Origin of the sequence: Actinoplanes hulinensis (assembly GCF_019429605.1) — a bacterium.
GTDB classification, from domain to species: domain Bacteria; phylum Actinomycetota; class Actinomycetes; order Mycobacteriales; family Micromonosporaceae; genus Actinoplanes; species Actinoplanes campanulatus.
The window spans coordinates 154899-178387 of sequence record NZ_JAHXZI010000014.1 but is presented as its reverse complement, the minus strand read 5'-3'; the positions used below and the strand labels follow the sequence as shown (position 1 = coordinate 178387).

Genomic DNA, 23489 nt, shown 5'->3' with positions numbered 1-23489 from the left:
GATCCGCCGGTGCCCGCCCGCAATGGTGGTTTGATAGTCGGGTCCGGAGTGGGCGGTCGCGGCGGTCCCCGGGGTCCGGTCGGATGGGGGGCGGGCGTGGTGACCGGTCTGGTGCTGGACGGCTCGGGCTTCGAGTTGCTGATCGGCGACGAACGGATCGGCACCCGGCGTGCGCTGACCGGCGACGACGAACGGTTGCTGACCGCCCTCTCGATCCGGTACGGCCGGGCGACCCAGACGAAGGCGCCCGACGAGGTGCTCCTCGGGATAGGACGTGATCTCTGGTCCTGGCTGGACGGTGATGCCGGTTCGTTGACCGACCTGCTCTCCCGGGCTCCGGCGCCGGTGCTGTTCGAGGTCCGTGGACCCCGGACGCCGTCGGATCGGGAGTGGGCGGTGTTGCATTCGCCGTTCGAGCTTCTCGCCCGGCCGGACGGGGGCTTCCTCGCCGCGGATGCTCTTTCGCGCTTCGGTGTGGTCCGCCGTCTGGGCCGCCCGGACAGCACCGTGCCGGAACCGGACGGCTTCCGGCTCGGCCTGGCATTCATGGCCTCCTCGCCCCGGTCGCAGTTCGAACTCGACTACGAGGCCGAGGAGGCCGCCATCCTGGCGGCGGTCGACCCGGTCCGTATCGACCTGCTCGTCGAGGACACCGGCGACCCCCGGCAGTTGGGGCGGCGCCTGGCCGACGTCGGCGGTATGCCGGTGGTACACCTGTCCTGCCACGCGGCGGCCTCCTACGCGCCCCGGCCCGGCGACGCCGGCGTACCGGTCCTGATGATGGAGGACGAGGTCGGCGACAACCTGCCGACCACGGCCGGCGACCTGGTCCGCCATCTGGTGCCGCCGCCGCGGCTGTTGTTCGTTTCCGGGTGCATGACCACGGCGTCGGACCAGGGCACGGAAGGCTCACCGGCGCACTCCATGGCCACCGCGCTGGTCACCAGCGGGCTGCCGGCGGTGCTGGGCTGGGACGGTCCGGTCTACGACCGCGCCGCGACGGTCTTCGCCAAGGAGCTTTACCGGCGACTGAGCGACCGTGCCGACCTCGCGCTGGCCGTCGGTGACGCCCGCCGCACATTGCTGAGTGATCCGGCGCCAGCGGTACGGGTCGACTGGCACCTGGCACGGCTCTGGCTAGGGCTGGCGGGCGGCGGTCCGCTGGTGAGCGGACGGAGGCGACGGACGACGGTGTCGGCCGTACGCGGCACCAAGGTGTTCCTCGACCGCAAGCATCATGTTCCGGTCGCCGCCCCGGAGATGTTCGTCGGCCGGAGGCCGGAGCTGCAGCGGGCTCTGCGTGCGCTGCGGTCCGGGGAGCACAGTGGCGTCCTGCTGCACGGCCTCGGACGGCTCGGGAAGTCGAGTCTGGCCGCGCGGATCGCCGACCGCTGCCCGGAGATGGCTCTCGCCGTCGTCTTCGGTGACTACAGCGCCCTCGCCATCCTGGACAACATCGGCGAGGCGGTCCGTTCCAACACGGCCGCCCGCGAACTGCTCGAGGAGCGGCGGGCCGTGGTCCGGGACCAGCCGGACGCCATCGGTGCCGTGCTCACCGACCTGCTGGCCGGCCCGTGCTCCCAGCCCGACGGCGACCGGCGCCCGCTCCTGCTGATCATCGACGACCTCGAACAGGTCCTGGAGCCGCGGCCATCAGGTTTGCACCGGGTGGACGCACGGGCGGCGCCGGTGCTCACCGCGCTCCTGCGGGCCTTCGATCCCGGGGAGACCGACAGCCGGCTGCTGGTGACGAGCCGCTTCCAGTTCGTACTGGACGGGCTGGAACAACGCCTCGAACCGGTGATGGTCCGGCCGCTGTCCCCGGTCGCTCAGCGCAAGCTGCTCCACCGGCAGACGCAGGTGGCCCCCGGCGAAGTGGCCGACCGCGCCGTCCTCGCCGAACGGGCCATGAACGTCAGCCGCGGCAACCCCGGCCTACAGGATCTCCTGGGCCTCCGTCTGGTCTACGCGCCGACGGTCGGAGCCTCCCGGGCCGAGGCCGCCGTGAACGACATGGAGTCCTTCCTGCAACAGGGTGATCTGCCCACCGATACGGATCTGCGCGCCTTCCTCGAGAACCTCGCTCTGGACGCGCTGTTGGAGCAGGCCGGGCCCGACCACCGGGACCTGCTGCGCGATCTCACCCTGTTCGACCTTCCCGCGCCGGCGCCCGTGGTGTCGGTACTGGCCCAGCGGACGAACGGGTCGCTGGCGCGCCTGGGCGGTCTGGGACTGATCGACGTCCACCCGGACAGCCACGACGGGCGCCGGTCGGCCTTCACGGCCAACGCCCTGGTCAGCGGCCGCCTCGCCCCGCTGCGCACCGACGAGATCGACACCCTGGCCGGGGCTGTCGTCGAGCCCCTGTTCAGCGCATGGGGCGGTGCCTCGGAGGATTCCCGCCGGCTGCCGACCCTGGACCTGCAACTGACCCGGCTCGCCCTGCGTGCCGACGACCCGCGGATCACCGCCGTCTGCGCCGCCGGGGCCGTACAGGCCCTGCGCGCGGGACCGGCCGTGGCCGCCTTCCACATCGGGGAGGAGTCGATCGCGCTGATCGACCGTCACCGGCACCCGGTACCGATCCTGCTGCTCCGGAGGGTCGCCGACGCCGCGCACACCGGCGGCTTCGGGGAAGCGGCCCACGAGTTGTTCGCCCGTGCGGTCGAATCGGCACAGACGGCCGAACCCGGACAGGCCGGTGTCCTCGACCGCGCCCGCGTCATCGCGGAGTACGCCAGACACCTCAGCAGCCGCGGTGATTCGCCCCGGGCCGAGGAGTTGCTCCGGCAAGCTCACCGGCTGTTCTCCGAAGCGGGATCCCGGCAGGAGGCGGCCGCCTGCCAGGGGGCCATCGCCGAGATCCTGTACCAGCGCGGCGACTACGACGAAGCCCTCCGCATCCACCACGAGGAACAACTCCCGGTCTACCGGCAACTCGCCGACGCCCGTTCGGAGGCGATCACGTGGAGCCGCATCGCCGACATCATGGATCAGCGCGGCGACTACGACGAGGCTCTCCGCATCCGGTTCGATGTCGAGCTTCCGGTCTACCAGCGGCTCGGCGACGAACGTTCGGCCGCCGTGGCGTGGGGAAAGATCGCGGACATCCACTTCCAGCGCGGCGAGTACGACGAGGCTCTCCGCATCCGGCTCGAGATCGAGCGTCCCGTCCACGAGCGCCTCGGTGACGCGCGGCAGACCGCCATGACGCTCGGCAAGATCGCCGACATCCTCCACCAGCGCGGTGACTACGACGAGGCTCTGCGTATCCGCAGGGAGGCGCAGTTGCCCGTCTTCGAGCGGCTGGGTGACATACGGGAGACGGCCGTCGCCTGGGGGCGGATCGCCGACATCCTGGAGCAGCGTGGCGACTACGACGAGGCCCTGCACATCCATCAGACCCAGCTGGCGGTCTACGAGCGACTCGGCGACACCCGGTCGAACGCCTTCACCTGGGGCAAGATCGCCGACATCCTTCATCAGTTCGGCGACTACGACGAGGCCCTGCGCCTGCGTCAATCCCAGTTGGCCGTTTACCAACGACTCGGCGATCCCCGCTCCTGCGCCGTCACGTCGGGCCGCATCGCCGACATCCTCGAACAGCGCGGTGACCACGACGAGGCCCTCCGCATCCATCAGGACCAATTGGCGGTCTACGAACGGCTCGGTGACATCCGGTCCCTGGCCGTCACCTGGGGCCGCCTCGCCGACATCCTCGTCCGGCAGCAGCGGCTCGACGAGGCCGCCGACCTACAGGGCCGGCGGCTGGCGGCAAACGAGAGACTGGGCGACCCGGACGGGATAGCGGCCGCCCATTGGGGCCTGGCGCAGGTCAATCTGGCACGTGCCGACTATGAGGCCGCTCTTCGGCATCTGACGGCGTCGTTCCAGTTGCTCCGGCAGCTCGGGCGGCCGGACGGCATCGCCGTCGTGGGCGGCGCCCTGGCGCAACTCCTCTTCGCCGCGGGCGCGACCGAGCAGGCGCAGAGCGTCCGGGACGAGAGTGTGGCGGCCGCGGAGAAGATCGGCGCGACCGAGTTGACACAACGGCTACGCGGGCTGGCCGTCGCGGCGGACTAGACCCGTCAGGCGGCGGGGTACGGATACATCGCGGCGATGAACGCCTTGTCCCCCGCGGACAGGTCGGTGTTCCAGCCGATCTCGGTGCCGTCACGGGTCAGCACCCCCGGCACCGCGTACTGCATGATCGAGTCCGGGTCGTGGTCGAGGGTGGCCTCCACCTCGTCGTCCGTGTACCGGTACAGGACGTTGTCGCGGATCTCCTCTTCCGTCCAGTTGTACTGCTGTTTGTAGTAGGCGTAGACCGCCGTCTCGTCCCACTGGATCTTCGCGACCGGGCTGGAGTGCTCGTGGACGCAGCCGATGGCGTGACCGAACTCGTGCAGCACCACACGCCGCACCTCATCCGGGTCGGTCACGGTGTCGAGGCCGCCGAGCCGGACGGTCGGCCTGTCCTGCGGGATGTCGTACGCCTCCTTTCCGACATAGGAGGAGTACTCGGACCCTGCGAACGTGACGCGCAACTCGGTGGTGTACTGGTCCGCGAACGTGAACCGCAGGTTGGCGTACTCGAGCCAGGTCCGTGCGATCGCCTCCACCCTCTCCTGGAACCCGGGATCGCCGTCGAGGAAGCGGACCCGCAGTTCCTGCCCGGTCTCCCAGCGCATGTCGTTGGCGAGCGCGAGCTCGTTGTTGCTGAGCCGGCTCCGATCGCGCGGCGGCACCGATGGGTAGACATCGCTCAGGCGGTAGACGGTGAGGCAGGGCTTGATCGTCGTCACTTGTCACTCCCGGGTCGGCCGTGCTCGGTCAGAACCCGCTCCAGTTCCGCCATGATCGGATTGACCAGGAGCCCCTGGTTGTGCCAGACGGTCTGCGTGCGGTCGTCGATCATCAGGCGTTCCGCCACGTCGCACTGGTGAATGGCGATCACCTCCATGCCCTCGTTGCACACCGGCGAGCCGGAGGAGCCGACCATCGTGTCTGCCAGGTACTGCACATAACGGTCGCCGACGTGGGCGACCGCCTGATGGTCGAAGGCGAAGCGCTTCTCGGCGCCACCGGGATGCTGGATGATCACCAAGGGGTTGCCGGGGAGCAGCATGAACCGGCTGCCCAACTTCAGTGGTTTCCGGCCGGTCGTCTCCCGGATCCGCAGCACTGCCCAGTCGGCGTCCGGATCACCCGCGACGGGCGCCGGGTCGACCTCGCAGACGAACTGTTCGGCGAGTTTCCTCCCGTCGTAGTCGAAATTCGCCGTAGCCCTGGTCGCGGTGCCTAGTTTCGCGTCGAGAAGGTTGTGGTAGGCCGTGAGCAACAGACGGTCGGCGATCAGGAAGCCGGTGCCGTGCACCGAGGTGGCCCCGAAGAGCACGGTCAACTGGGCCACGCTGCGGGCCGCCTCGCCTATCTCGCCGGCGAGCCGAACCGGGAACAGGCGGTCCCGGCCCACAAGGAGCCGTTGCCGCTGGATGACCACCAGATCGTCGGCGGTGGTCTGCCACACCGGCGGCGGGCCACCGGACGGCCGGCCGATCGGATCACCGTCGAGGAGTTCCCGCAGTCGATCGTGATAGTCGCGGATGGCCGGATCGTCCGCCGCGATCTGCACGAAGGCCCGCAGGAGCTTCTGTTTGGCGAGCACCTCGATCAGGTCGAAGGTGGTCGAGCGGACGTCACCGCGGCCCGGGAAGGTGCCGGGCACGATGCCCACCTGCTTGGCCACCCGCCGCAGCGCCTGCTCATCCTCATACGCCAGGACCAGAAGATCACGTAGCTGAAGCCACTGTGGCCGGCTCCAGTCCGGATAGCCGTCGAGCGGATGCATGGGATCGCCGTTCCTTTGTGTACGACGTGGCCTGCCTCGGCCGCCCATCGTAACCTTGTCTCGCCGCCGCCCCGCCGGCGTCACACCCCCGGTGCCGGATCGTCCAGGAGACATCACCCGAACGGAGCCAATCGATCTCGTGAGCGCCTCCCGTCTTTCCGCCGCACCGTCCACATGGTGAAGTCGACATGGTGAGGACGGGACGGGTCGTGGCGCGAGCGATCGGGGGCGTGCGCCGATGACCGATCCGGAGTGGGGTCAGGAGCGCAAGGATCTTCTGGTCGAAATCCTTGCCGAAGCGTGCGCCGACATCGACTCGTTGCAGCGTCTGGCCAAGCCTGCGCGCCTGATCCCCGGCACCTTCCCGCGGTCCAAGGACGTCCGATCCACCGCACAGGAACTGATCGACGTTCTGTGCGGCCAGAGGCTGCTCGACCGTTTCGTGCGTCTCGCGGCGAGGGAACCCACCATCTCGCACTGGCACGATCGACTCCTCGCCCTCGGCCCGGCGCCCGGCCTGCAGGAGGCCGGGGCTGCGACGTCGGTCCTGACGGACGACGAGCGTGCCGACGTCGCCCGGCTCCTCGATCAACTCGACGACGCGGACTGCCTGCCCGACGAGTCCGAGGTGGCGCTGATCGTCTGGTCCGCGCTGGGGCACGTCGGAAGGATGGAACTCGCCGCCTCACAGGATCTCCACACGATGATCGACCTGTTGGATCGGCGGATATGCCCCGGTGAATCGATGCCGGATGTGCTCACCTTCCTCGAGCATCTCGCCGTATACGAGGGACTTCAGGGGCGTGCGGAGCACGCGATCCTGCTACGCCTGCTGGACGACGTCGCGAAGCGAAGGAACGTGTCGGAGACAGACCGCCGGCGCGTCCAGGAACAGGCGGCGGCAGCGGAATCGGTGACCGGCCGGGTGCTGGCCTACATCGTCCTGTACGAGGAGGACAGCCTCATCCGGCCCAAGGCCCTGGTGTACCGGAAGGAGACCAAAACCTACTTCGTCTATCAGGCGGAGGCCGTCTACGAGGACTGGCGGGAGGCCGCCGAGGATGCCCTCGCCGCCGCTGCGCCGCTGCTCAGCCACATCGACCACAATGAACTTCGCTTCGAGATCGTGCTGTCGCTGAACCTGCTCTGTGAGCCGGTCGACGAGTGCCTTCTGTCGAGGGACGCGATCGGCGCCTACTGGGAGGTCACCATCCGCTTGGACGAGCGGGAACGAAGCGCGCTCTCCAAGCGGAAGTGGCAGCACCGCAGCGGCCTGCTGCACATGCAGGACAAGGCCCGACCCGAACAACTGGTACGGCTGGTCGACGCTACCGCCGTGCCAAGACGGGAGTGGCGGGATCCGGCGGACGAGAAGGTCGCGGTGGCGATCTTCGCCAGCCAGCATCGCCCGCCCAGCACCTGGCCCGCCCGGCACGTCATCCTGGACGCGATCCGGGAAGGCGTGCCGGTGCTTCTCTGGTTGCGCGACGACGGTGATGTCGGCCTTCTGCACGACCGGGTCCACGCCACGGTGAGCGCTGCGGAGCCGGATCGGTTACCCGCGGAAATCCGCGCGATGCGCACCGATGCCGCGAGCGTCTCCCTGGTCTACGACGACTCCCAGGTTCGTCCCATCCGGGGCCGATCCCTGCGCACGCCCCCACAACGTAGAGGTGCACGGTGACGGAGAATCCCCTGTGGATCTATCAGGGCAACGGCAAACCCCACACCTGGGAGATTCCGCCCGCTCCGCCGTGGCGCTCTTTCGGGGGCCGGGCGGTGGAGCGACCGCTGCCCACGGGGCAGGACGCCCGCGCCGAACGGCGGCGTCATCTCGCGTCGACATATCGGGCGGAACGCGACGAGGCACTCATCGTGAACACCGCAATCCACCTACGCCGCCCTCTGCTGGTCAGCGGACCGCCCGGCTGCGGAAAATCGACGCTGGCGCTGAGCATCGCGTACGAGCTCCAGCTCGGTGAGGTCCTCTACTGGCCGATCACCAGCCGGACGACGGTGCAGGACGGCCTGTACCGCTACGACGCGGTGGGCCGGCTGCACGCGGCCGGGCTGCAGGAACGGACGCGCCGGCCGGGCCGCTCCGGGGCGCCGATCGGCAAGTACCTGAGTCTCGGCCCGCTCGGCACCGCCCTGCTGCCGGGCAGCCGGCCACGGGTTCTGCTCGTCGACGAGTTCGACAAGGGCGACATCGATCTGGCCAACGATCTACTGACGGTGTTCGAGGAGGGCCGGTTCGCGATCCCGGAGCTGCAGCGGCTGTCCACCCGAACGGTGACGGTCCGCACCGACGACGGGCAGAGCGCCGACATCGAACGCGGTGCGGTCGAATGCGCGCAGTTCCCGATCGTCGTCATCACCAGCAACGGCGAGCGGCAGTTTCCGCCGGCGTTCCTGCGCCGGTGCGTCTCACTGCGCATCCCGCCGCCGTCGCGGACCAAGCTGCGCCGGATCGTGGAGGCTCATCTGGGCTCGGAGCTGCTGGCAGACCCGGTCGTGAATGACCTGGTCGGAGACTTCGCCGAGGCCCTCAAGAAGAAGGACGGGACGTACGCCACCGACCAGCTGCTGAACCTGCTGAGCCTGCGCACCGGTGTGAAGAAGACCGACGAGGACTGGACCATCCTCGCCGACCGCCTGCTCGGTCCTCTCGACGATCAGCCGTGACCCGGCCCGATCGTGACCTCGACGTCCAGAACCTCTTGGACCTGCTGTGGATGGCCCGGTTGATGCGTGGCGCCCCGGGGGATGCCGCCACCGTTCCGGCCGGCATCGACGGCGACGAGGACACGACGGCCCCGAACAGCGAAGCCGTCCCGGAACCCACTACCGGTGAGACCACACCGCCGCCTTCGGGTGGCGCCTCGCCTGTCCCGCCACGTCCTCCGGTGCCGGCACCGGCGACGATCACCGGCTCGGTCGTGATCCCCTCGCCCGCTGCGGCCGGAGGCGGCGTCGCGGGCGGCGGTCGGCGGGTCGGACTACGGCGACCTGCCCCCGCGACGGAGACCACGGTGACGAGCCGGTCGCTGCGGCCATTGCGGCGGCGTGTACCGCGCCCCGGCCGGATCGTCCTGGACGAGGAGGCCACCGCCCGCGCGTCGGCGGAGACGGGCTGGCCCATAGTCGTGACCCGGGCGCACACGGAACGCTGGCTGGACCTGGCGCTGGTCGTCGACGACTCGCCCTCCATGGTGCTCTGGCGGGAGACCGTCGACACCTTCCAGCGGGTGATGCGCCGTGCCGGTGTATTCCGCGACGTACGGGTGTGGCGGCTGACGGCCGACGGCCCTGACGGCTCGCCCACGCTGGTGACCGCCGCCGGCCGGGTCCACAAGCCGTCCGAACTGCACGACCCGGTCGGCCGCCGCCTGATCGCCCTGGTGACGGACGGCATCGACGACCGGTGGCGGCGCGGCGCCACGGCCGAGATGTTGCAGCGGTGGAGCGCCGACAACCCGGTCGTCACGTTCCAGGCACTGCCGAAATCGCTGTGGCGGCGCACCGCCCTGCCGCCGGAGAGCGCCCTGCCCCGGCAGCACCGGCCCGGCATCTGGCGGTCCGCCCCGCCCGACACCTCGGTCGACGGCGCCTGGGTGCCGGTTATCCCGATCGACGACGGTGACATCCGCCGGTGGATCACGACAATGGTGTCGCTCCGGCCGGCAGCGGCGCCGATGGACTTCCTCCCGGTCGGCTACCTGCCCCTGTCCGACGAAAGCGACGACGTGTACGGGGACTACGACCTCGTTCCGGAGTCGCCCGTCGAACGGGTCGCCGGCTTCCGGGCCGAAGTCACACCGACCGCCTTCGACCTGGCCCGCCATCTCGCGGCGGTTCCGGTGACCCTGCCGGTGGCCCGGGCCGTGCAGCGGGCCTGGCTCCCGGAATCCGATCGCGGTCACCTGGTCGAGGTCCTGTTCTCGGGACTCCTGGAGCGTGCCGCGCCACCGGTGGACGATCCCGACGAGGTGCTGTACGAGTTCCTCCCCGGCGTCCGCCACGAACTGCTCCGAACCAACGATCGCGAGCAGACGTTCAAAATCCTGGGACGACTCGCCGAAGACGCCGAGTCGCTACCTACCCGCCGGTTCGGCACGGTCGACCTGTTCGAACTCGCCGAGGCGCCGGGCGGGTACCTGGCGGAGTTCCCGGACAGCAGGCTGTTGGCCGAGGTGGCCGTGGCGGTTCTCGGCGGCTTCGGAGGCGTCCTTGCCGACGCGGCAACCCGGCTCGAGACCGTTCTGCACGACTCGGCCCCGGAGTTGCACCAGACGACAGTCGTCAACGAGCCGCTCCCCGACCTGCTCACCGAGGTCCCGCCGGCCCTGGTGGCCGGTATGGCCATCCTCGACCCGCTGGTGGCCGCACCGCTGTTCCAGGAGAGCCTGCCGTTCACGTTCAGCCGCACCTGGGACATGCCGCAGAACGCGTTCACCAGGTTGGTGATCGATGCTCCGGTCCTTCCGGAGCAGGACTCCGCCCGCCTGCGGGAGTCCGGAGCCCTACTGGCCCTGTCCGAGGTGAGGACGGCGAGGCCGGTGACCGGTTACCTGACGGTGGAGAGCCGGACGGAATGGCAACATCGTCACGGCGTGGCCGGCCAGGGTACGGCGTCCATGATCATACATTTCAAAGGCGTATATAAATATTGAAGGCCACCTTACTGCGGGGTTATGGTGACCGAACTGGACGGCGCGAAATAGATCACGGGGGAAAGGCCGTTCCGACAGACCGAAAATGATTCCCGGCGCGCCGCCGAAAGGAAGGTTCTCGTGAACCTGCGTCGCGCCATAACCGCATGCTGTCTATTAGCGGCCACAATCGCCGTCGGTGTGGAATCCCGGGCCACCGCGCATGATCATCAGGCGCACGGGCACGCCGAGGACGACCAGCAGCACCGGGAGCAGGACCTGGTCGGCACCCCGATGCGGGTCATCGAGCAGCGGACTAGAGAGAACGCCGACCGCATCCACCGCGAGACCGGCCGCCGACCCGGCACCGCGCAGAGCCGGGCGGCCGTCGCCGACCCCGGGACCGCCGGATCGTGGAGCCCGGTCGTGGACACGCCCGTGGTGCCGGTCTTCACCGCGGTGCTGCCCAACGGCAAGGTGCTGATCTGGGACTCGGTCGGCGACAACCCCACCGAGACCTATCCGGATCACAGCTTCACCCGGGCCATGGTGTTCAACCCGGCCGACGACACGTTCCGCCGGGTCGACCTCCAGGGCAGCAACATCTTCTGCGCCGGCTTCGCGCACCTGGCCAACGGCAACATCCTGGTCGCCGGCGGGAACGCCAACGCGCAGCTCGCCGGGACGGTGCGCACCTACGTGTTCAACTGGCAGACCGAGACGTGGACCCGCGGCAACGACATGGCCGCGGCCCGCTGGTACCCGTCGGTGGCCGAGACGGCGAACGGCGAAGAGGTCATCATCGGTGGCGGGCCGGCGACGGCCGAGGTCTACCAGACCGACGGCGCCATTCGGAAACTGACCAATTTCACCAAGTACAGTGCGCGGGTCTATCCGTTCATGGGGTCGCGGCCGGACACCCAGCTCGCGTTCTTCGGGCCCGGCACGACCGGATACACGATCACCACCTCCGGCGACGGGGTGATCACCGGAACCGCCACCCGGGATGCGATCAATCGTGATTACGGGAGCTTCTCCCCGTACGATATCGGTCTTTCTTTGATCGTCGGTGGCGGCAATGTCACCGAGGACGGCGTGGCGAAGGTGCCCACCCGCACCGCGGTCGTGCTGAACACGAGCAACGGCGCCAATCCGACGGTCACCGCGACCGGTGCGATGACGGCCGGGCGGCGTCAGCTCAACGCCACCGTCCTCGCCGACGGTTCGGTGCTGGCGACCGGCGGCATGACCAGCGCCGCCGTCAACGGCCTGGTCGACCTGGACCACGCGGTGACGACGGCCGAACGCTGGGATCCGGCGACCGGACAGTGGACGGTGCTGGCCGGTGCGAGCCGGATCCGCCAGTACCACTCGACGGCGGCGCTGCTGCCCGACGGGCGGGTCCTGACCGGCGGCGGCGGGATCTGCGCGGCCTGCGTGACGGTGGGCTACCTGGAGAAGAACATCGAATACTTCACCCCGCCGTACCTCTACCGGAAGGACGGCAGCGGCGAGCTCGCCGACCGGCCGGTGATCAGCGCCGCGCCGGCCGGTGTGAGCGTGAACGGCGTCTTCACCGTCACCAGCCCGCAGGCGGCCGGCATCCGCAAGGTCGCCCTGGTCGGCCTGGCCGACGTCACCCACGGCGTCGACCAGGGCCAGCGTTACGTGCCGCTCAAGTTCACCACCTCCGGTACGACGCTGACCGTCGCCGGCCCACTGACCGGCGGCGTCGCCCCGCCCGGCTACTACATGCTCTTCATCGTCGACGCCGACGGTGTCCCGTCGGTCGCGAAGATCGTCCAGGTGGCGAAGGGCCCGAACCCGCTGATGAGCCCGTTCCGGAACAGCACCGGCCGCTGCCTGGACGTGCCCGGCTCGGCGATCGCGGCCCGCACCTACCTCCAGGCCTACACCTGCAACAACACCAAGGCGCAGGCCCTGACCAGGATCAGCGACTGGACGTGGCGGATGCTCGGCAACTGCCTGGACGTCCCGAACAGCAACTTCGCGTCCGGCCAGCGGATCTGGATGTTCACCTGCAACAACACGGGCGCCCAGAAGTGGCGGTCCAACGCCGACGGCACGATCCGCCCGCTCAGCAACACGAACCTGTGCCTGGCCGCCGCCTCCACCGCCAACAACGCCCAGATCAACATCACCACCTGTACGGGCGCCGCCCTCCAGAAGTGGACCTGGTGACGGGTATTGACGTACGTCGCAGCGACGATCCAGGTTGGATGGATGCCGGATCCCGAGCGTCAGCGGTATCTCCGGAACCGTCTGCGTGCGGTCATGAACGGCCAGGCCTTCGCGTTACCGGACGAGATCATCGATCTGATGGCCGGCCTGGCCGTCACCTTGCCGGCTGACGACCCGTTCCGTCCCCTCCTGCTGACGAACCTCGGCGGCAGGCTCCGGGTCCGCTATCAGGAATCGGGCGACCGAGTCGACCTGGATCGGGCCTGCACGGAGACACGGACGGCGCTGGACATGATCGCCGATGACCATCCCGACCGGCCCGCCTGCCTCACCAACCTCGCGGCGGCCCTGCTGGTGCGGGCCGACGTCACGGGCGCCGAAGCAGACCAGGACGAAGCCATCGATGCGGCCAGAGAGGCGATCGGTGCCACGAACGCGAATACCCGCGAAGAAGCACTGTTACTGACCAGCCTCTCCAGCACGCTGAGGGAACGCTACCGGCGCACCGGTGTCCTGGCCGACCTCGACGAAGCCGTCGAGGCGGGCAGGAGGGCGGTGATCGCCGTGCCCGGCCAGGACCCGGCTCGAACCACCGTTCTGACCAACCTCTCCGGCGTCCTACGGGGACGGTACCGCCACACCGGCGCTGACACCGATCTCGCCGAGGCCATCGCATACGCCAGGGAGGCGGTGGCCCGGTCGGGCGGTCGCCCGGATCATCCCCGGAGCCTGAACGATCTCGGGCTGGCCCTGGTGGACCGCTTCGAGCGGGGAGGGGCCGACGCCGATCTGGAGGAGGCCGTCGACGCCACACGGCGGGCGACGGCGATGGTGGCCGCTGACGATCCCGATCGAGCCGCTCACCTGGCAGCCTTCGCCCGGGTGATGGCGGCGCGGTTCGCGCGTACGGGATCCGACGCCGATCTCGCCGCGGCCGTCACGGCCACCCGCCGAGAGGTCGCGGCCAGCCCCGACGGTCACCCCGATCAGGCCGCCGCCCTCTCCCGTCTCGCCGGCCTGCTTCGTGAACGGTTCCTGCGAACCGGCGATGGCGCCGACCTGGAGGACGCCATCAACGCCGCCGAGGGGGCGCTCGCGGTCACACCCGATCAACACATCGGCCGCGCCGGATGCTTGGAGCTGCTCGGCGCCGTTCTGCATGCCGGGTTCGGGCGCACTCGGGCCGAAGCCGATCTGGATCGGGCCGTGGACGTGATTCGCGCGGCGGTACGAATGACGCCCGCCGACCACCCGGAGGCCGCCGGCCGCCTCTCCAGCCTCGGGTTGGTGCTGCTGGAGCGGTTCGACCATGCGGGCGCCGGCGAGGATCTGCACGAGGCCGTCGGAGTCGGCCGACAGGCGGTGGCCCTGGTCCCGATCGGTCACCCGGACCGGCCGGTCTGTCAGTCGAACCTCAGCCGGGCACTACGGACCCGGTACGTCGCGTGGCGTCGTCTGGGCACACCTGCTCGATGCCCGTACCGACCTGACCGAACTGCGGAAGGTAGCGCCCGGGTTGGCCGCGCGGCTGGAGCGGTGCCGGGTCAGGCGGTGATCGGGTCGCCGAGGGTGTAGCGGAGCAGGACGGCGCCGCGGGCGGACGTGATCGGCGGCTCGGCCAACGTCAGCGAGGTGGGGACGGCGCCGCCGTCGAAGACCTTCTTGCCGACGCCCAGGACGAGCGGGTGGACCCACAGGTTGAGGCGGTCGAAGAGGCGTTCGCGCAGCAGGGTCTGCACCAGGTTGAGGCTGCCGATCACGTGCACCTCGTCGTGCTTGTCGCGCAGCTCGCGGACGGCGGCGGGCAGGTCCGGGCCGAGCTGGGAGGTGCCGGCCCAGTCGAGGGTGGGGCTGCCGTGCGAGGCGACGTACTTCGGGATGCTGTTGAACCGTTCGGCGATGACATCGTCCTGGTGCGGCCAGTACCCGGCGAAGATGTCGTAGGTGCGGCGGCCCAGCAGCAGGGCGTCCGTAGCCAGGATTCCGGCGACCACGTGCTCGCCGACGATCTCGTCCGGTTGCGAGAACTGCCATCCCCCGTACGGAAAGCCGTCGGGGTCCTCGTCGCGCCCACCCGGCGCCTGGCCGACCAGATCGAGGGTCGTGAAGAGGTCGATGTGGATCGTGCCCATTGGTCTTCTCCCTGCTTTTCGGGGTCGTCGCCATAGAAGACCGCACTCCGGCCCGAAATTCATCGCCGAACGTTGTCAATTATTTATTGACAAAATCGCCATTGACCCCGCCAAACCGGACACCTAGCGTTGAGCCCCGATGACTCAACCCAGGAGGAGTGTCAGGTGAGGTGGAGCCGGAGCGCGACGGCATATCTCGGAGCGGTTCTCGTCTCCAGCTTCGGCAGCAACGCGATGATGCTGGCCGCCGGCATCTGGGTCATGGCGCTGACCGGTGACAGCAGCCTGGCGGCCTGGGTCGGCTTCCTGGTCTGGGCGCCCACCCTCGCCGGGCCGGTGATCGGGGCGATCGTGGACCGCGCGCCCCGCCGGCAGCGGGTGATGATCGGCGCCAACGCGGTGATGGGCCTGCTGCTCCTGCTCCTGCTGCTGGTCGAGACCGAGGCCCAGGTGTGGCTGATCTTCGCGGTCATGCTCTGTTACGGCGTCAGTTTCGTGGTCCTCGACGCCGCCGAGAACGCGGTCCTGCCGGCCGCGGTCCCGGCGGATCAGCTCGGCGACCTCAACGGGCTGCGGATGTCCGCGTCCGAGGGCGTGAAACTGGCCGCCCCACTGCTCGGCGCGGGCCTGTTCACCTGGCTGGGCGGCGCGGGCGTCGCCGTGCTGGACGCGGTCACGTTCTTCGTGGCGGCCGCGTTGTGCCTGCTCATCCGTCCGGTTCGGATCGAGCGAACGCCGACGGCGGAGCCCTGGCGGCAGCGGATCGCCGAGGGCGCCCGTCAGCTGTGGCGGCAACCGGTCCTGCGGCGGATCGTGCTGTCGACGTCCTCGCTCATGTTCCTGGTCGGGATGGCCGGCACCACGGTCTTCGCGGTGGTCGACGAGGGCCTGCACCGGGCGCCGGCCTTCGCCGGTGTGCTTCTGACGGTGCAGGGCGCCGGATCGGTGGCCGCCGGCCTGCTGGCCGGACCGTTGCAGCGACGGATGCGGCCGCACGTGTTCGCCGGGACGGGCATCGCCCTCTTCGCGGCCGGTGCCGCGTTGCGCTGCCTGCCCTCGCTCACCCCGGTGCTCGTCGCCGCGCTGCTCGCGGGCCTGGCGGCGCCGTGGGTGCTGATCATCGGTGCGACCGTTCTCCAGCGGGATGTCCCGGCGGCCTGTCTCGGCCGTGTCTCGGGCACGGTCACGCTGCTCAGTTTCGCGCCGGGCGCGATCGGTCAGGCGACCGGCGCGAGCCTGCTGGCGGTCGCCGACTACCGGCTGCTGCTCGGCGGCGCGGCCGTCGCCGGCCTGGCGACGGCGGCGCTGTGCCTGCGGCCGGTGAGGGAGGACGCCCCGGCCCCGGTCCGGTGAATCACCGAGCCGGCCGTCCCGCGGCGTCGTCCGGGTCGCGGGCCCGTCGGCGGGGCAGGCGCACACGGTCGCGATGCCGTGCGATCCCATCCGCCCGATGGCCCTGGCCCCCGCACACACAGGCTGTCTCGTGTGCGGCCAACGGCTCGGCGACGGTTTCAAACCGTTGACCGGGCCTTGCCCTACCGCTCCCTCGGTCAGACTCGAACTGACACCGGTACGCATTAACAGTGCGCTGCCCTGCCGGTTGGGCGACGAGGGATGGAGTGGAGCCGACGGGATTCGAACCCGCACCTTCCGACTTGAAAGGACGGTGACCTGACCGCTTAGTCGACGGCTCCACGCGTGTCCGGCGCCGGAGTCGAACCGGCGGCCTCCGCCATGTCGGGACGGCACTCTTCCGTTGAGCTGGCCGGACGTGTGCTGGTGGACGGAATCGAACCGCCGGCCTTCGAGTTATCGGCTCGATGCTCTGACCGACTGAGCTACACCAGCCTCGCACCGACGACGGGATTCGAACCCGCGATCTTCACCTTGACGGGGTGACGGGGACTCCGGACTCCCCTGCGTCGGCATGTTCTCCTTTCGAGCCGAAGGGCGGACTCGAACCGCCTGCCTGCCGCTTACGAGGCGGCCGCTCTACCCGGTGAGCTACAACGGCGTGCTGCTTGCGCTCCGAGACGAGGATTCGAACCTCGAACCTCCCGGTCCAGAGCCGGGCGTGCTGCCTGTTGCACCATCTCGGAAAGTGACCGGCGGATGCCGGCCGTGTCGTGAACCAGGCGGGATTCGAACCCGCGACCTCCGGATTGAGAGACCGGTGAGCACTCCTGGCTGCTCCGCTGGTCCCTTGTCGTGCGCACCCACCCGCGGAATCGAACCGCGCACCTCCCGGGCTTCAACCGGATGCTCCGCCGTCTGAGCTTGATGGGCCTGTGAAAGCCACTGTTCAGTTGTCAGCTCCGCGAATTTCTCGCAGGGAAAGCAGGGGCGACAGGATTCGAACCTGCAACCTTCGGATTTGGAGGCCGCTGCGCTACCGAATTGCGCCACACCCCTATGTGAAAACAGTGAAGCCGCCTTCCCCGGGTCCGGGAGGCGGCTTCGGCGCTGGGCGCTTCCGCAGGCGCTAGCAGCGCCTCCCGGGCTGGGATTCGAAGTCGTTCACCTGCTCATCGAAGGCTTCGATGACGACGGCGACCGAGATCGTTTCGGTTTGCCAGCGGTTCATCGAAAGCTCCTTGATTCCGTTGCGGTGTGTTGTGAGGACGACGATAGCCAGCGGTCGCCGTACCGCGCAATTCTATTTTCCGAAAAGATCAGCGCGATTCGCGGAATGCCCGTTGAGCAGCAGATCGATGAGTTGCCGGCGGTCTGTCAAGGGTCAACGGCGCCAGGTCACTCGTAATCCTGGGTGGACGACCGCGGCCAGGTAGACCGCGCCGCACGCCCACAGGGCCGTGCCCAGGCCGGCGGTCAGCATGGCGGCGCCGGCCAGGCCGCCGAACGGGATCCCGGCCCACGCCCAGGCGACGATCAGGGTGCGGACCCGGCCGCGCATGTGGTCGGGGACCCGCTCGGCCTCGACCGCCTCGACGATCGGGCAGGCCGCGCCGCTGCCGAGCCCGGCCGCCGCGAAGACCAGCAGCACGACGGTGGGCGGCGCGTCGGCGGCCAGCACCACGTACCGGGACACCCCGGCCACGATGATCGCCGCCAGGAAGACGGTCCGGCGGGGGAAGCGGGCGCCGATCCAGGCGGCGATCGCGGCCGTGAACACCGCGCACGCCCCGAAGACGCCGCTGAGAAGGCCGACGAACGCGACCCCGTGGCCGTGCCCGTGCGCCCACACGGGCAGCAGCACCGTGAGGAACGCCTGGTCCAGGAAGTTCGTGATGACGTACATGAGCACGATGGCCCGCAGCGAGCGATCGCGGTGCAGGAAGCCCGCGCCGTCGCGCAGCTGCCGCACGTAGCCGCCCGGCCGGGTGGCATGGGAACGGCCCGCGGCCCGCGGCCCGGTGACGCCGATCAGGGCGGCGGCGGCGAAGAGCACGGCGACGGCCCAGAGGGTACGGGCGCCGAACGCCGCCACGAGCACTCCGGACGCCAGTGGCCCGGCGCTGGTGGCGGCCCGCTCGATCACCGTCGCCATGCCGGTGCCGCGCTCGATCGGCTGGCCGGCGTCCTCGGTCGCCCCCGGCAGCAGGGTGTGCTTGGCGGCGACGGCCGGCCCGTCGGCCGCCCCCACGCAGGCCATGCAGAGCATCACCATGAGCAGCGGCGGCCCGGGCGTCGCCGCGAGCAGGATCATGGCGACCGCGCTGATCGCGTCACCGGCGATGCTGATCCGCCGCGCGCCGAGCCGGTCGATCAGCGGCCCGACGACGACCTGCACGATGACGTACGGCAGTGCCTGGCAGAGCGTCACGAGCCCGGCCTTGGCCGGGTCACCGGTGCTGGTCAGCAGCAGCCACGGGATGGCGATCAGCAGCATGCGGTTGGCCGACAGCGCGCAGGCCTGGGAGCCCAGCACGACCGCGAGTCCCCGCCACCCGCGACCGGTGACCGCGGGGGCCGGTGAGGGTTCCGGCGCGACCACGACGCGCACCGCCTGATCGGTCACGACCCGGCTCCCGCGATCCACTTATCCCCGTCGATGCACATCCGCTTGATGTTAGTAGCGATGAGCACACTGTCAGTAGTGGCCGGCGACATCGGTGGCCTCCTTCGCTTCCCCCTCGACCGATCGGAACCGATTCGTGGGGCGGCGCCACCGCGGATGTCCGGCCGGTACACATGGGACCGGCGGACAATCGACCGGATACGCCGGTCTCAGTCGCCGAGGCCGCCGCCGTCCGTGGTGACGGCGCGGGCGACCCGCTCCAGGCGGGCCCGGACGGCCGCCGTCAGGTCGAGGGTCCCGCCGCCGAGCATGGCCGTCACCGTGGCGCAGCGCCCGGCCAGCGGACCGGATCGGTCCCGTTTGCGCTGGTGGCGGCCGGGTACCCGGCGCGCATGGGGCAAACTGACACGGCGGTGGTCGCGCGCCGTACGCTCGCCGTCATCGGGATCGTGCTGGCCACCGCGACGGTGCTGCTTCTGGCGTACCACACACGCCAGGTCCTGACCTGGATCCTGATCGCGGCGCTGTTCGCGGTGGCGCTGCACCCGGCGGTCGGCTGGGTGACCCGGCGCGGCGCGTTCGGCCGGCGCTGGCTGGCCACCCTGCTGGTGTTCCTCACGGCGTTCGCCCTGCTCGGCGGCCTGATCACGCTGTTCGTGGTGCCGCTGGCCCGGGAGGGCGCCCAGTTGATCTCGAACTTCCCGCAGATCATCGACGATCTGCGGGCGGGCCGCGGTCCGGTCGGCAGCCTGGCCGAGCGGTTCCATCTGTTGGAGTACGCCGAGAACAACGCCGACCGGATCCGTGGCTACGCCGCCGGCCTGGGCGCGCCGACCATCGCCCTTCTCGGTTCGGTGGCCACCGGGGTGGCCGGCGTCGTCACCATCTTCGTGCTGTCCTACCTCATGGTGCTGGAGGCGCCGAAGGTCGTCGACGGGTTCCTGGCCCTCTTCCCGGAGCGCCGGGCCGAGCACATCCGCCGGGTCGGGCACGACTGCGCCAAGACGGTCACCGGCTACCTCACCGGCAACCTGCTGATCAGTTTCGTCTGCGGCACGCTCACCTTCGTCACCCTGCTGATCATGGACGTGCCGTACGCCGGCCTGATCGCCCTGTTCGTCGGTGTCACCGACCTGATCCCGCTGGTCGGCGCCACCATCGGGGCCGTCGTGGCGAGCCTCGCCGCGTTCACCCAGTCGACCACCGCCGGGATCGTGGTGGTGGCGTTCTTCGTGCTGTACCAGCAACTGGAGAACCACCTGTTGCAGCCGGTCGTCTTCGCCCGGACGGTGCAGCTCAACCCGCTCACCGTGCTGGTGGCGATCCTCCTCGCGGTGGAGCTGGCCGGGATCCTCGGCGCGCTGCTGGCCATCCCGGTCGCCGGCATCCTGCAGATCCTGGCCCGGGACGTCTGGGACACCCGCCACGGGCGGCCCAAACCGGAGCCGACGGTCGGTGAGGAGCGCGTGCCGGTGACCGGCGGCGAGGCGGAGCGGGCCCACTCGGCGGGCGCGCACGCCGTACACGCCGCCTACTCCCCCGCCGAGACGCCCGTGACCCGGACCGGAACCAGCGCATAGCGGCCACCACCACCTCGCGGAGGCGAAGACCCCTTCACGGTACGCACGACGCGATCCGCCGAACGCGGCGGTGGATCGCGTGACCGGAACCACAGGCGAAGTTATTGATCTTTCAACATTCGGCGCGGATGCTCGAATGTGAAACTTCAACAACTTCGGAGGCGGGCATGACGGTGACGACGACGACCGCGGCGCGGATTCGTACGCGGGTGACGGTGCCCCTGCGGTTCCCGGACGGCTACGCCACCGCGGCCGAGGTGTTCACCTTCCACGGGCTGTCCGACGGCCGCGAGCACCTGGCGCTGGGCCTGGGCGACTGGCGCGCCGCGATCGCCGGCGGCGGGGCGCCCCTGGTCCGCCCGCACAGCGAGTGCCTGACCGGCGACGTCTTCGGCTCCGAACGCTGCGACTGCGGCCCACAGTTGCGCGAGGCCGCCGAGCGGATCAGCGAGGCCGGCGGCTTCCTGCTCTACCTGCGCCAGGAGGGCCGCGGCATCGGCCTGTACGCGAAGCTCGACGCCTACGCCCTCCAGGACACCGGCCTCGACACCTACCAGGCGAACCTGGCGCTGGGCCACGGCGAGGACGAGCGGGACTACACCCCGGCCGCGCAGATGCTGACCGTGCTGGGCGCCGGCCGGATCCGGCTGCTGAGCAACAATCCGGACAAGGCCGCTCAACTGGACGCCCTCGGTGTGGAGGTGGCCGACCGGATCCCGACCGGGGTGCACCTCTCCGAGGCCAACGCCCGCTACCTGTCGGCCAAGGTCGCGCACACCCACCACACCATCGACCTGCCGCTGGCCGGCTGATCCGGACCGGCCGGAATCGTCGATTCGGGCGGCGGCGTGCCGATGGGACGTCACCACCCCTCGCCGAAGGGACCCCCGCATGGCCTTCACGTACGACGTCGACCGGCGCTGGCTGACCACCGCGATCGACCTCTCCCGGCTCTCTCCCCCGTCGCCGAGCCACTACGCGGTCGGCGCCGTCGTCGTCGACCGGCACGGCACGGCGCTGGCCACCGGCTACACCGGCGAGTCGCACCCGGCCCACCACGCCGAGGAGGCGGCGCTCGCCAAACTGGCCGGCCACCGCGACCTCGATCTGGCCGGCGCCACCATGTACAGCTCGCTGGAGCCGTGCACGACCCGCCGGTCCCGGCCCACCTCGTGCACGCACCTGATCCTGACCGCCGGGATCGGCCGGGTCGTGCTGGCGTTGCGCGAGCCGTCGCTGTTCGCCGACTGCGAGGGTGTGCGCATCCTGGAGGACGGCGGAGTGACCGTGGTCGAGCACCCGGGCCTGGGCGATCTGGTCCGGGACGTCAACGCCCACCTGCTCGCGCCCGCCGTCTAGAAGGATCGAGGAGGATGAGCAGGTGACCGACGCTTCGCCCGTACGGTGGCTGACCGGCGCCGAGCCGGAGGCCTGGATCAACCTGGCGCAGGTGCTGATGATGCTGCCCACCGCCCTGGACCAGCAGTTGCGCCAGGACGCCGGCATTCCGCACGCCTACTACCAGATTCTGGCCACGCTCAGCGCCGAGCCGGGCCGGGCCATGCGGATGACCCGGCTGGCCCGGCTGACCGGGACCACCACGACCCGGCTGTCGCACGCGGTCAGCAATCTCGAACAGCGCGGCTGGGTGCTGCGGCAGGCCTGCCCGAGCGACAAGCGCGGCCAGATCGCGCAGCTCACCGAGGCCGGGATGGCGGCGTTGCGGGCGGCCGCGCCGGGCCATGTGGCCGAGGTGCGCCGCCTGGTCTTCGACCACCTGACCGCCGAGGACGTCGCCCGTCTGCGCGACATCACCGCCAAGCTGGTGCCGCCCCTCACAAACAGTAAATAAACTTTACCTATCGGGGTCGATCGAGTAAAGATCGGCGGATGTGGACCACTGGATTCATCCGGTACTTCGTGGCCCGGGCCGTCTCCGTCTTCGGCGACGCGATGCTCACGGTGGCGGCCGCGCTGGCGGTCGGGCGGATCCACGGCGCCACCGGGGTCGGGCTGGTGCTCGCCGCCTGGATGCTGCCGATGCTCGGGTGCATCCTGTTCGGCGGGGTGTTCGCGGACCGGTTCGGCGCCCGGCCGCTGATGCTCGGCGCCGACCTGGTGCGGCTCGTCGCCCAGGGCGTCGTCGCGGTCGCCTTCTTCACCGGCACCCCGTCGCTGGGCCTGCTGATCGTCTGCGCGGCGGTCAGCGGCGCGGCCGCCGCGATGTTCCAGCCCGGCGTCAACGGCATCGTGCCACTCGTCGCGAGCGATCCCCTCAAGGCCAATGCCGTCATCCGTACGGCGGTCGCGATCGCCGAGATGCTCGGCCCGGCCGCCGCGGGCCTGATCTTCGCGTTCCTCGGGCCCGGTCCGGTGTACGCGGTGGACGCCGCGACCTTCGCGATCAGCGCCCTCTGCCTGGCCGGCCTGCGACTGGACGAGGTCCCGCGCACCTCGTCGTCGACGATCCGCGACCTGAGGGACGGCTGGCACGAGTTCCGCGCCCGGCGGTGGATCTGGTCGGTGATCCTGGTCTGGGTCTTCTACGGGATCTTCCTGTTCGGCCCGCTCATCCCGCTCGGCGCCACCCTGGTCAGCGAGGATCTGGGCGCCACCGCGTACGGCTGGATGCACTCCGCCCTCGGCGCCGGAACCGTCTGCGGTGGCATCGCGGCCCTCCGGCTGCGGCCCGCGCGCCCGCTCGCCGCCGGAGCCGTGGCGATGTTCGCCTTCGTGCTGCTGCCGCTGGCCATCGCGCTGCACGCCGGTCTGCCGCTGCTGCTGGCCGCGGCCGCGGTCAACGGCCTGGTCTGGGCGTTCTGGTCGGTGCAGTGGCAGACCAGCGTGCAGACCCAGGTGCCGCCGGACATGCTCAACCGGATGACCTCGTACGAGGTGCTCGGCTCGACCGGCAGCCTCCCGATCGGTCAGGCGCTCGCCGGGCCGGTCGCCGCGGTCGTCGGCGCGGAACTGGTCCTCGGCTCGTCGGTGCTGGTCGGCGTCCTCGGTTGCGCGGCCCTGCTGCTCGTCCCGGCGGTCCGTGAGCTGGGTCGCGCCCCCGCACCGGAACCGGCGAAGGCCCGGACATAACAT

16 protein-coding genes and 10 tRNA genes are annotated in these 23489 nt (G+C 70.2%); 12 read left to right on the top strand and 14 right to left on the bottom strand.

From position 1 onward, the window contains the following. Positions 1 to 96: 96 nt before the first annotated feature. A complete protein-coding gene (locus KZ829_RS26030; RefSeq protein WP_220146532.1) occupies positions 97 to 4083 on the top strand; it encodes a tetratricopeptide repeat protein in 3987 nt (1328 codons plus the stop codon). 5 nt (positions 4084 to 4088) lie between these two features. On the opposite strand, the gene KZ829_RS26025 is transcribed toward KZ829_RS26030, so the two are convergent. Continuing rightward, positions 4089 to 4805: a zinc metalloprotease gene (locus KZ829_RS26025; RefSeq protein ID WP_308285663.1), complete on the bottom strand. Its 717-nt coding sequence runs from the start codon at positions 4803 to 4805 to the stop codon at positions 4089 to 4091. Continuing rightward, positions 4802 to 5851: a S1 family peptidase gene (locus KZ829_RS26020; protein WP_220146531.1), complete on the bottom strand. Its 1050-nt coding sequence runs from the start codon at positions 5849 to 5851 to the stop codon at positions 4802 to 4804. The genes KZ829_RS26025 and KZ829_RS26020 overlap by 4 nt, the downstream gene beginning before the upstream one ends. Before the next feature lie 238 nt (positions 5852 to 6089). Here KZ829_RS26020 and KZ829_RS26015 point away from each other — a divergent pair, with 238 nt between their 5' ends. The 5 genes from KZ829_RS26015 to KZ829_RS25995 all read left to right on the top strand — a co-directional run bounded on the left by KZ829_RS26015 (position 6090) and on the right by KZ829_RS25995 (position 14280). Next, positions 6090 to 7535: a VMAP-C domain-containing protein gene (locus tag KZ829_RS26015; RefSeq protein WP_220146530.1), complete on the top strand. Its 1446-nt coding sequence runs from the start codon at positions 6090 to 6092 to the stop codon at positions 7533 to 7535. After that, entirely contained in the window at positions 7532 to 8536 is a 1005-nt protein-coding gene (locus tag KZ829_RS26010) for an AAA family ATPase (protein ID WP_308285662.1), read from the top strand. Before KZ829_RS26015 ends, KZ829_RS26010 begins: the two co-directional genes overlap by 4 nt. Next, positions 8533 to 10524 (top strand): SAV_2336 N-terminal domain-related protein, encoded by a 1992-nt coding sequence (locus KZ829_RS26005; protein WP_220146529.1) that lies wholly within the window; start codon positions 8533 to 8535, stop codon positions 10522 to 10524. The genes KZ829_RS26010 and KZ829_RS26005 overlap by 4 nt, the downstream gene beginning before the upstream one ends. 180 nt (positions 10525 to 10704) lie before the next feature. Further along, positions 10705 to 12705 (top strand): galactose oxidase-like domain-containing protein, encoded by a 2001-nt coding sequence (locus tag KZ829_RS26000; RefSeq protein WP_308285661.1) that lies wholly within the window; start codon positions 10705 to 10707, stop codon positions 12703 to 12705. A gap of 42 nt (positions 12706 to 12747) precedes the next feature. Beyond that, the gene (locus tag KZ829_RS25995) at positions 12748 to 14280 is read left to right on the top strand and encodes a tetratricopeptide repeat protein (RefSeq protein WP_220146528.1); all 1533 of its coding nucleotides are present in this window, start codon (positions 12748 to 12750) and stop codon (positions 14278 to 14280) included. On the opposite strand, the gene KZ829_RS25990 is transcribed toward KZ829_RS25995, so the two are convergent. After that, a complete protein-coding gene (locus KZ829_RS25990; protein ID WP_220146527.1) occupies positions 14250 to 14837 on the bottom strand; it encodes a dihydrofolate reductase family protein in 588 nt (195 codons plus the stop codon). The genes KZ829_RS25995 and KZ829_RS25990 overlap by 31 nt on opposite strands. A gap of 165 nt (positions 14838 to 15002) precedes the next feature. Between KZ829_RS25990 and KZ829_RS25985 the strand changes: the two genes are divergently transcribed. Continuing rightward, the gene (locus KZ829_RS25985; RefSeq protein ID WP_220146526.1) at positions 15003 to 16190 is read left to right on the top strand and encodes an MFS transporter; all 1188 of its coding nucleotides are present in this window, start codon (positions 15003 to 15005) and stop codon (positions 16188 to 16190) included. A 188-nt stretch (positions 16191 to 16378) separates the two neighbouring features. On the opposite strand, the gene KZ829_RS25980 is transcribed toward KZ829_RS25985, so the two are convergent. The 11 genes from KZ829_RS25980 to KZ829_RS25930 all read right to left on the bottom strand — a co-directional run bounded on the left by KZ829_RS25980 (position 16379) and on the right by KZ829_RS25930 (position 18816). After that, positions 16379 to 16452 (bottom strand) — tRNA-Asn (locus tag KZ829_RS25980). A gap of 5 nt (positions 16453 to 16457) precedes the next feature. Continuing rightward, positions 16458 to 16531: transfer RNA gene (locus KZ829_RS25975), tRNA-Glu, on the bottom strand. Between the two features lie 5 nt (positions 16532 to 16536). Continuing rightward, positions 16537 to 16608 (bottom strand) — tRNA-Val (locus KZ829_RS25970). 3 nt (positions 16609 to 16611) lie between these two features. Further along, positions 16612 to 16685 (bottom strand) — tRNA-Ile (locus tag KZ829_RS25965). A gap of 4 nt (positions 16686 to 16689) precedes the next feature. After that, positions 16690 to 16764: transfer RNA gene (locus KZ829_RS25960), tRNA-Asp, on the bottom strand. A gap of 14 nt (positions 16765 to 16778) precedes the next feature. Further along, positions 16779 to 16851 (bottom strand) — tRNA-Thr (locus KZ829_RS25955). Positions 16852 to 16863: 12 nt separating this feature from the next. Beyond that, a tRNA-Gln gene (locus KZ829_RS25950) sits at positions 16864 to 16936 on the bottom strand. Positions 16937 to 16964: 28 nt separating this feature from the next. Continuing rightward, positions 16965 to 17039, bottom strand: a tRNA-Glu gene (locus KZ829_RS25945). An 11-nt stretch (positions 17040 to 17050) separates the two neighbouring features. Further along, positions 17051 to 17123, bottom strand: a tRNA-Phe gene (locus KZ829_RS25940). A 52-nt stretch (positions 17124 to 17175) separates the two neighbouring features. Next, positions 17176 to 17249 (bottom strand) — tRNA-Trp (locus tag KZ829_RS25935). A 325-nt stretch (positions 17250 to 17574) separates the two neighbouring features. Then, positions 17575 to 18816 (bottom strand): MFS transporter, encoded by a 1242-nt coding sequence (locus KZ829_RS25930; RefSeq protein ID WP_308285660.1) that lies wholly within the window; start codon positions 18814 to 18816, stop codon positions 17575 to 17577. Between the two features lie 392 nt (positions 18817 to 19208). Here KZ829_RS25930 and KZ829_RS25925 point away from each other — a divergent pair, with 392 nt between their 5' ends. The 5 genes from KZ829_RS25925 to KZ829_RS25905 all read left to right on the top strand — a co-directional run bounded on the left by KZ829_RS25925 (position 19209) and on the right by KZ829_RS25905 (position 23486). Continuing rightward, entirely contained in the window at positions 19209 to 20396 is a 1188-nt protein-coding gene (locus KZ829_RS25925) for an AI-2E family transporter (RefSeq protein ID WP_220146525.1), read from the top strand. A 167-nt stretch (positions 20397 to 20563) separates the two neighbouring features. Beyond that, positions 20564 to 21208, top strand: coding sequence for a GTP cyclohydrolase II (locus tag KZ829_RS25920; protein ID WP_220146524.1), 645 nt, complete (start codon positions 20564 to 20566; stop codon positions 21206 to 21208). Between the two features lie 79 nt (positions 21209 to 21287). After that, positions 21288 to 21755: a cytidine/deoxycytidylate deaminase family protein gene (locus tag KZ829_RS25915; RefSeq protein ID WP_220146523.1), complete on the top strand. Its 468-nt coding sequence runs from the start codon at positions 21288 to 21290 to the stop codon at positions 21753 to 21755. Positions 21756 to 21777: 22 nt separating this feature from the next. Then, entirely contained in the window at positions 21778 to 22248 is a 471-nt protein-coding gene (locus tag KZ829_RS25910) for a MarR family winged helix-turn-helix transcriptional regulator (protein WP_229795038.1), read from the top strand. Between the two features lie 38 nt (positions 22249 to 22286). Next, positions 22287 to 23486, top strand: coding sequence for an MFS transporter (locus tag KZ829_RS25905; RefSeq protein ID WP_220146522.1), 1200 nt, complete (start codon positions 22287 to 22289; stop codon positions 23484 to 23486). Positions 23487 to 23489 lie beyond the last annotated feature (3 nt).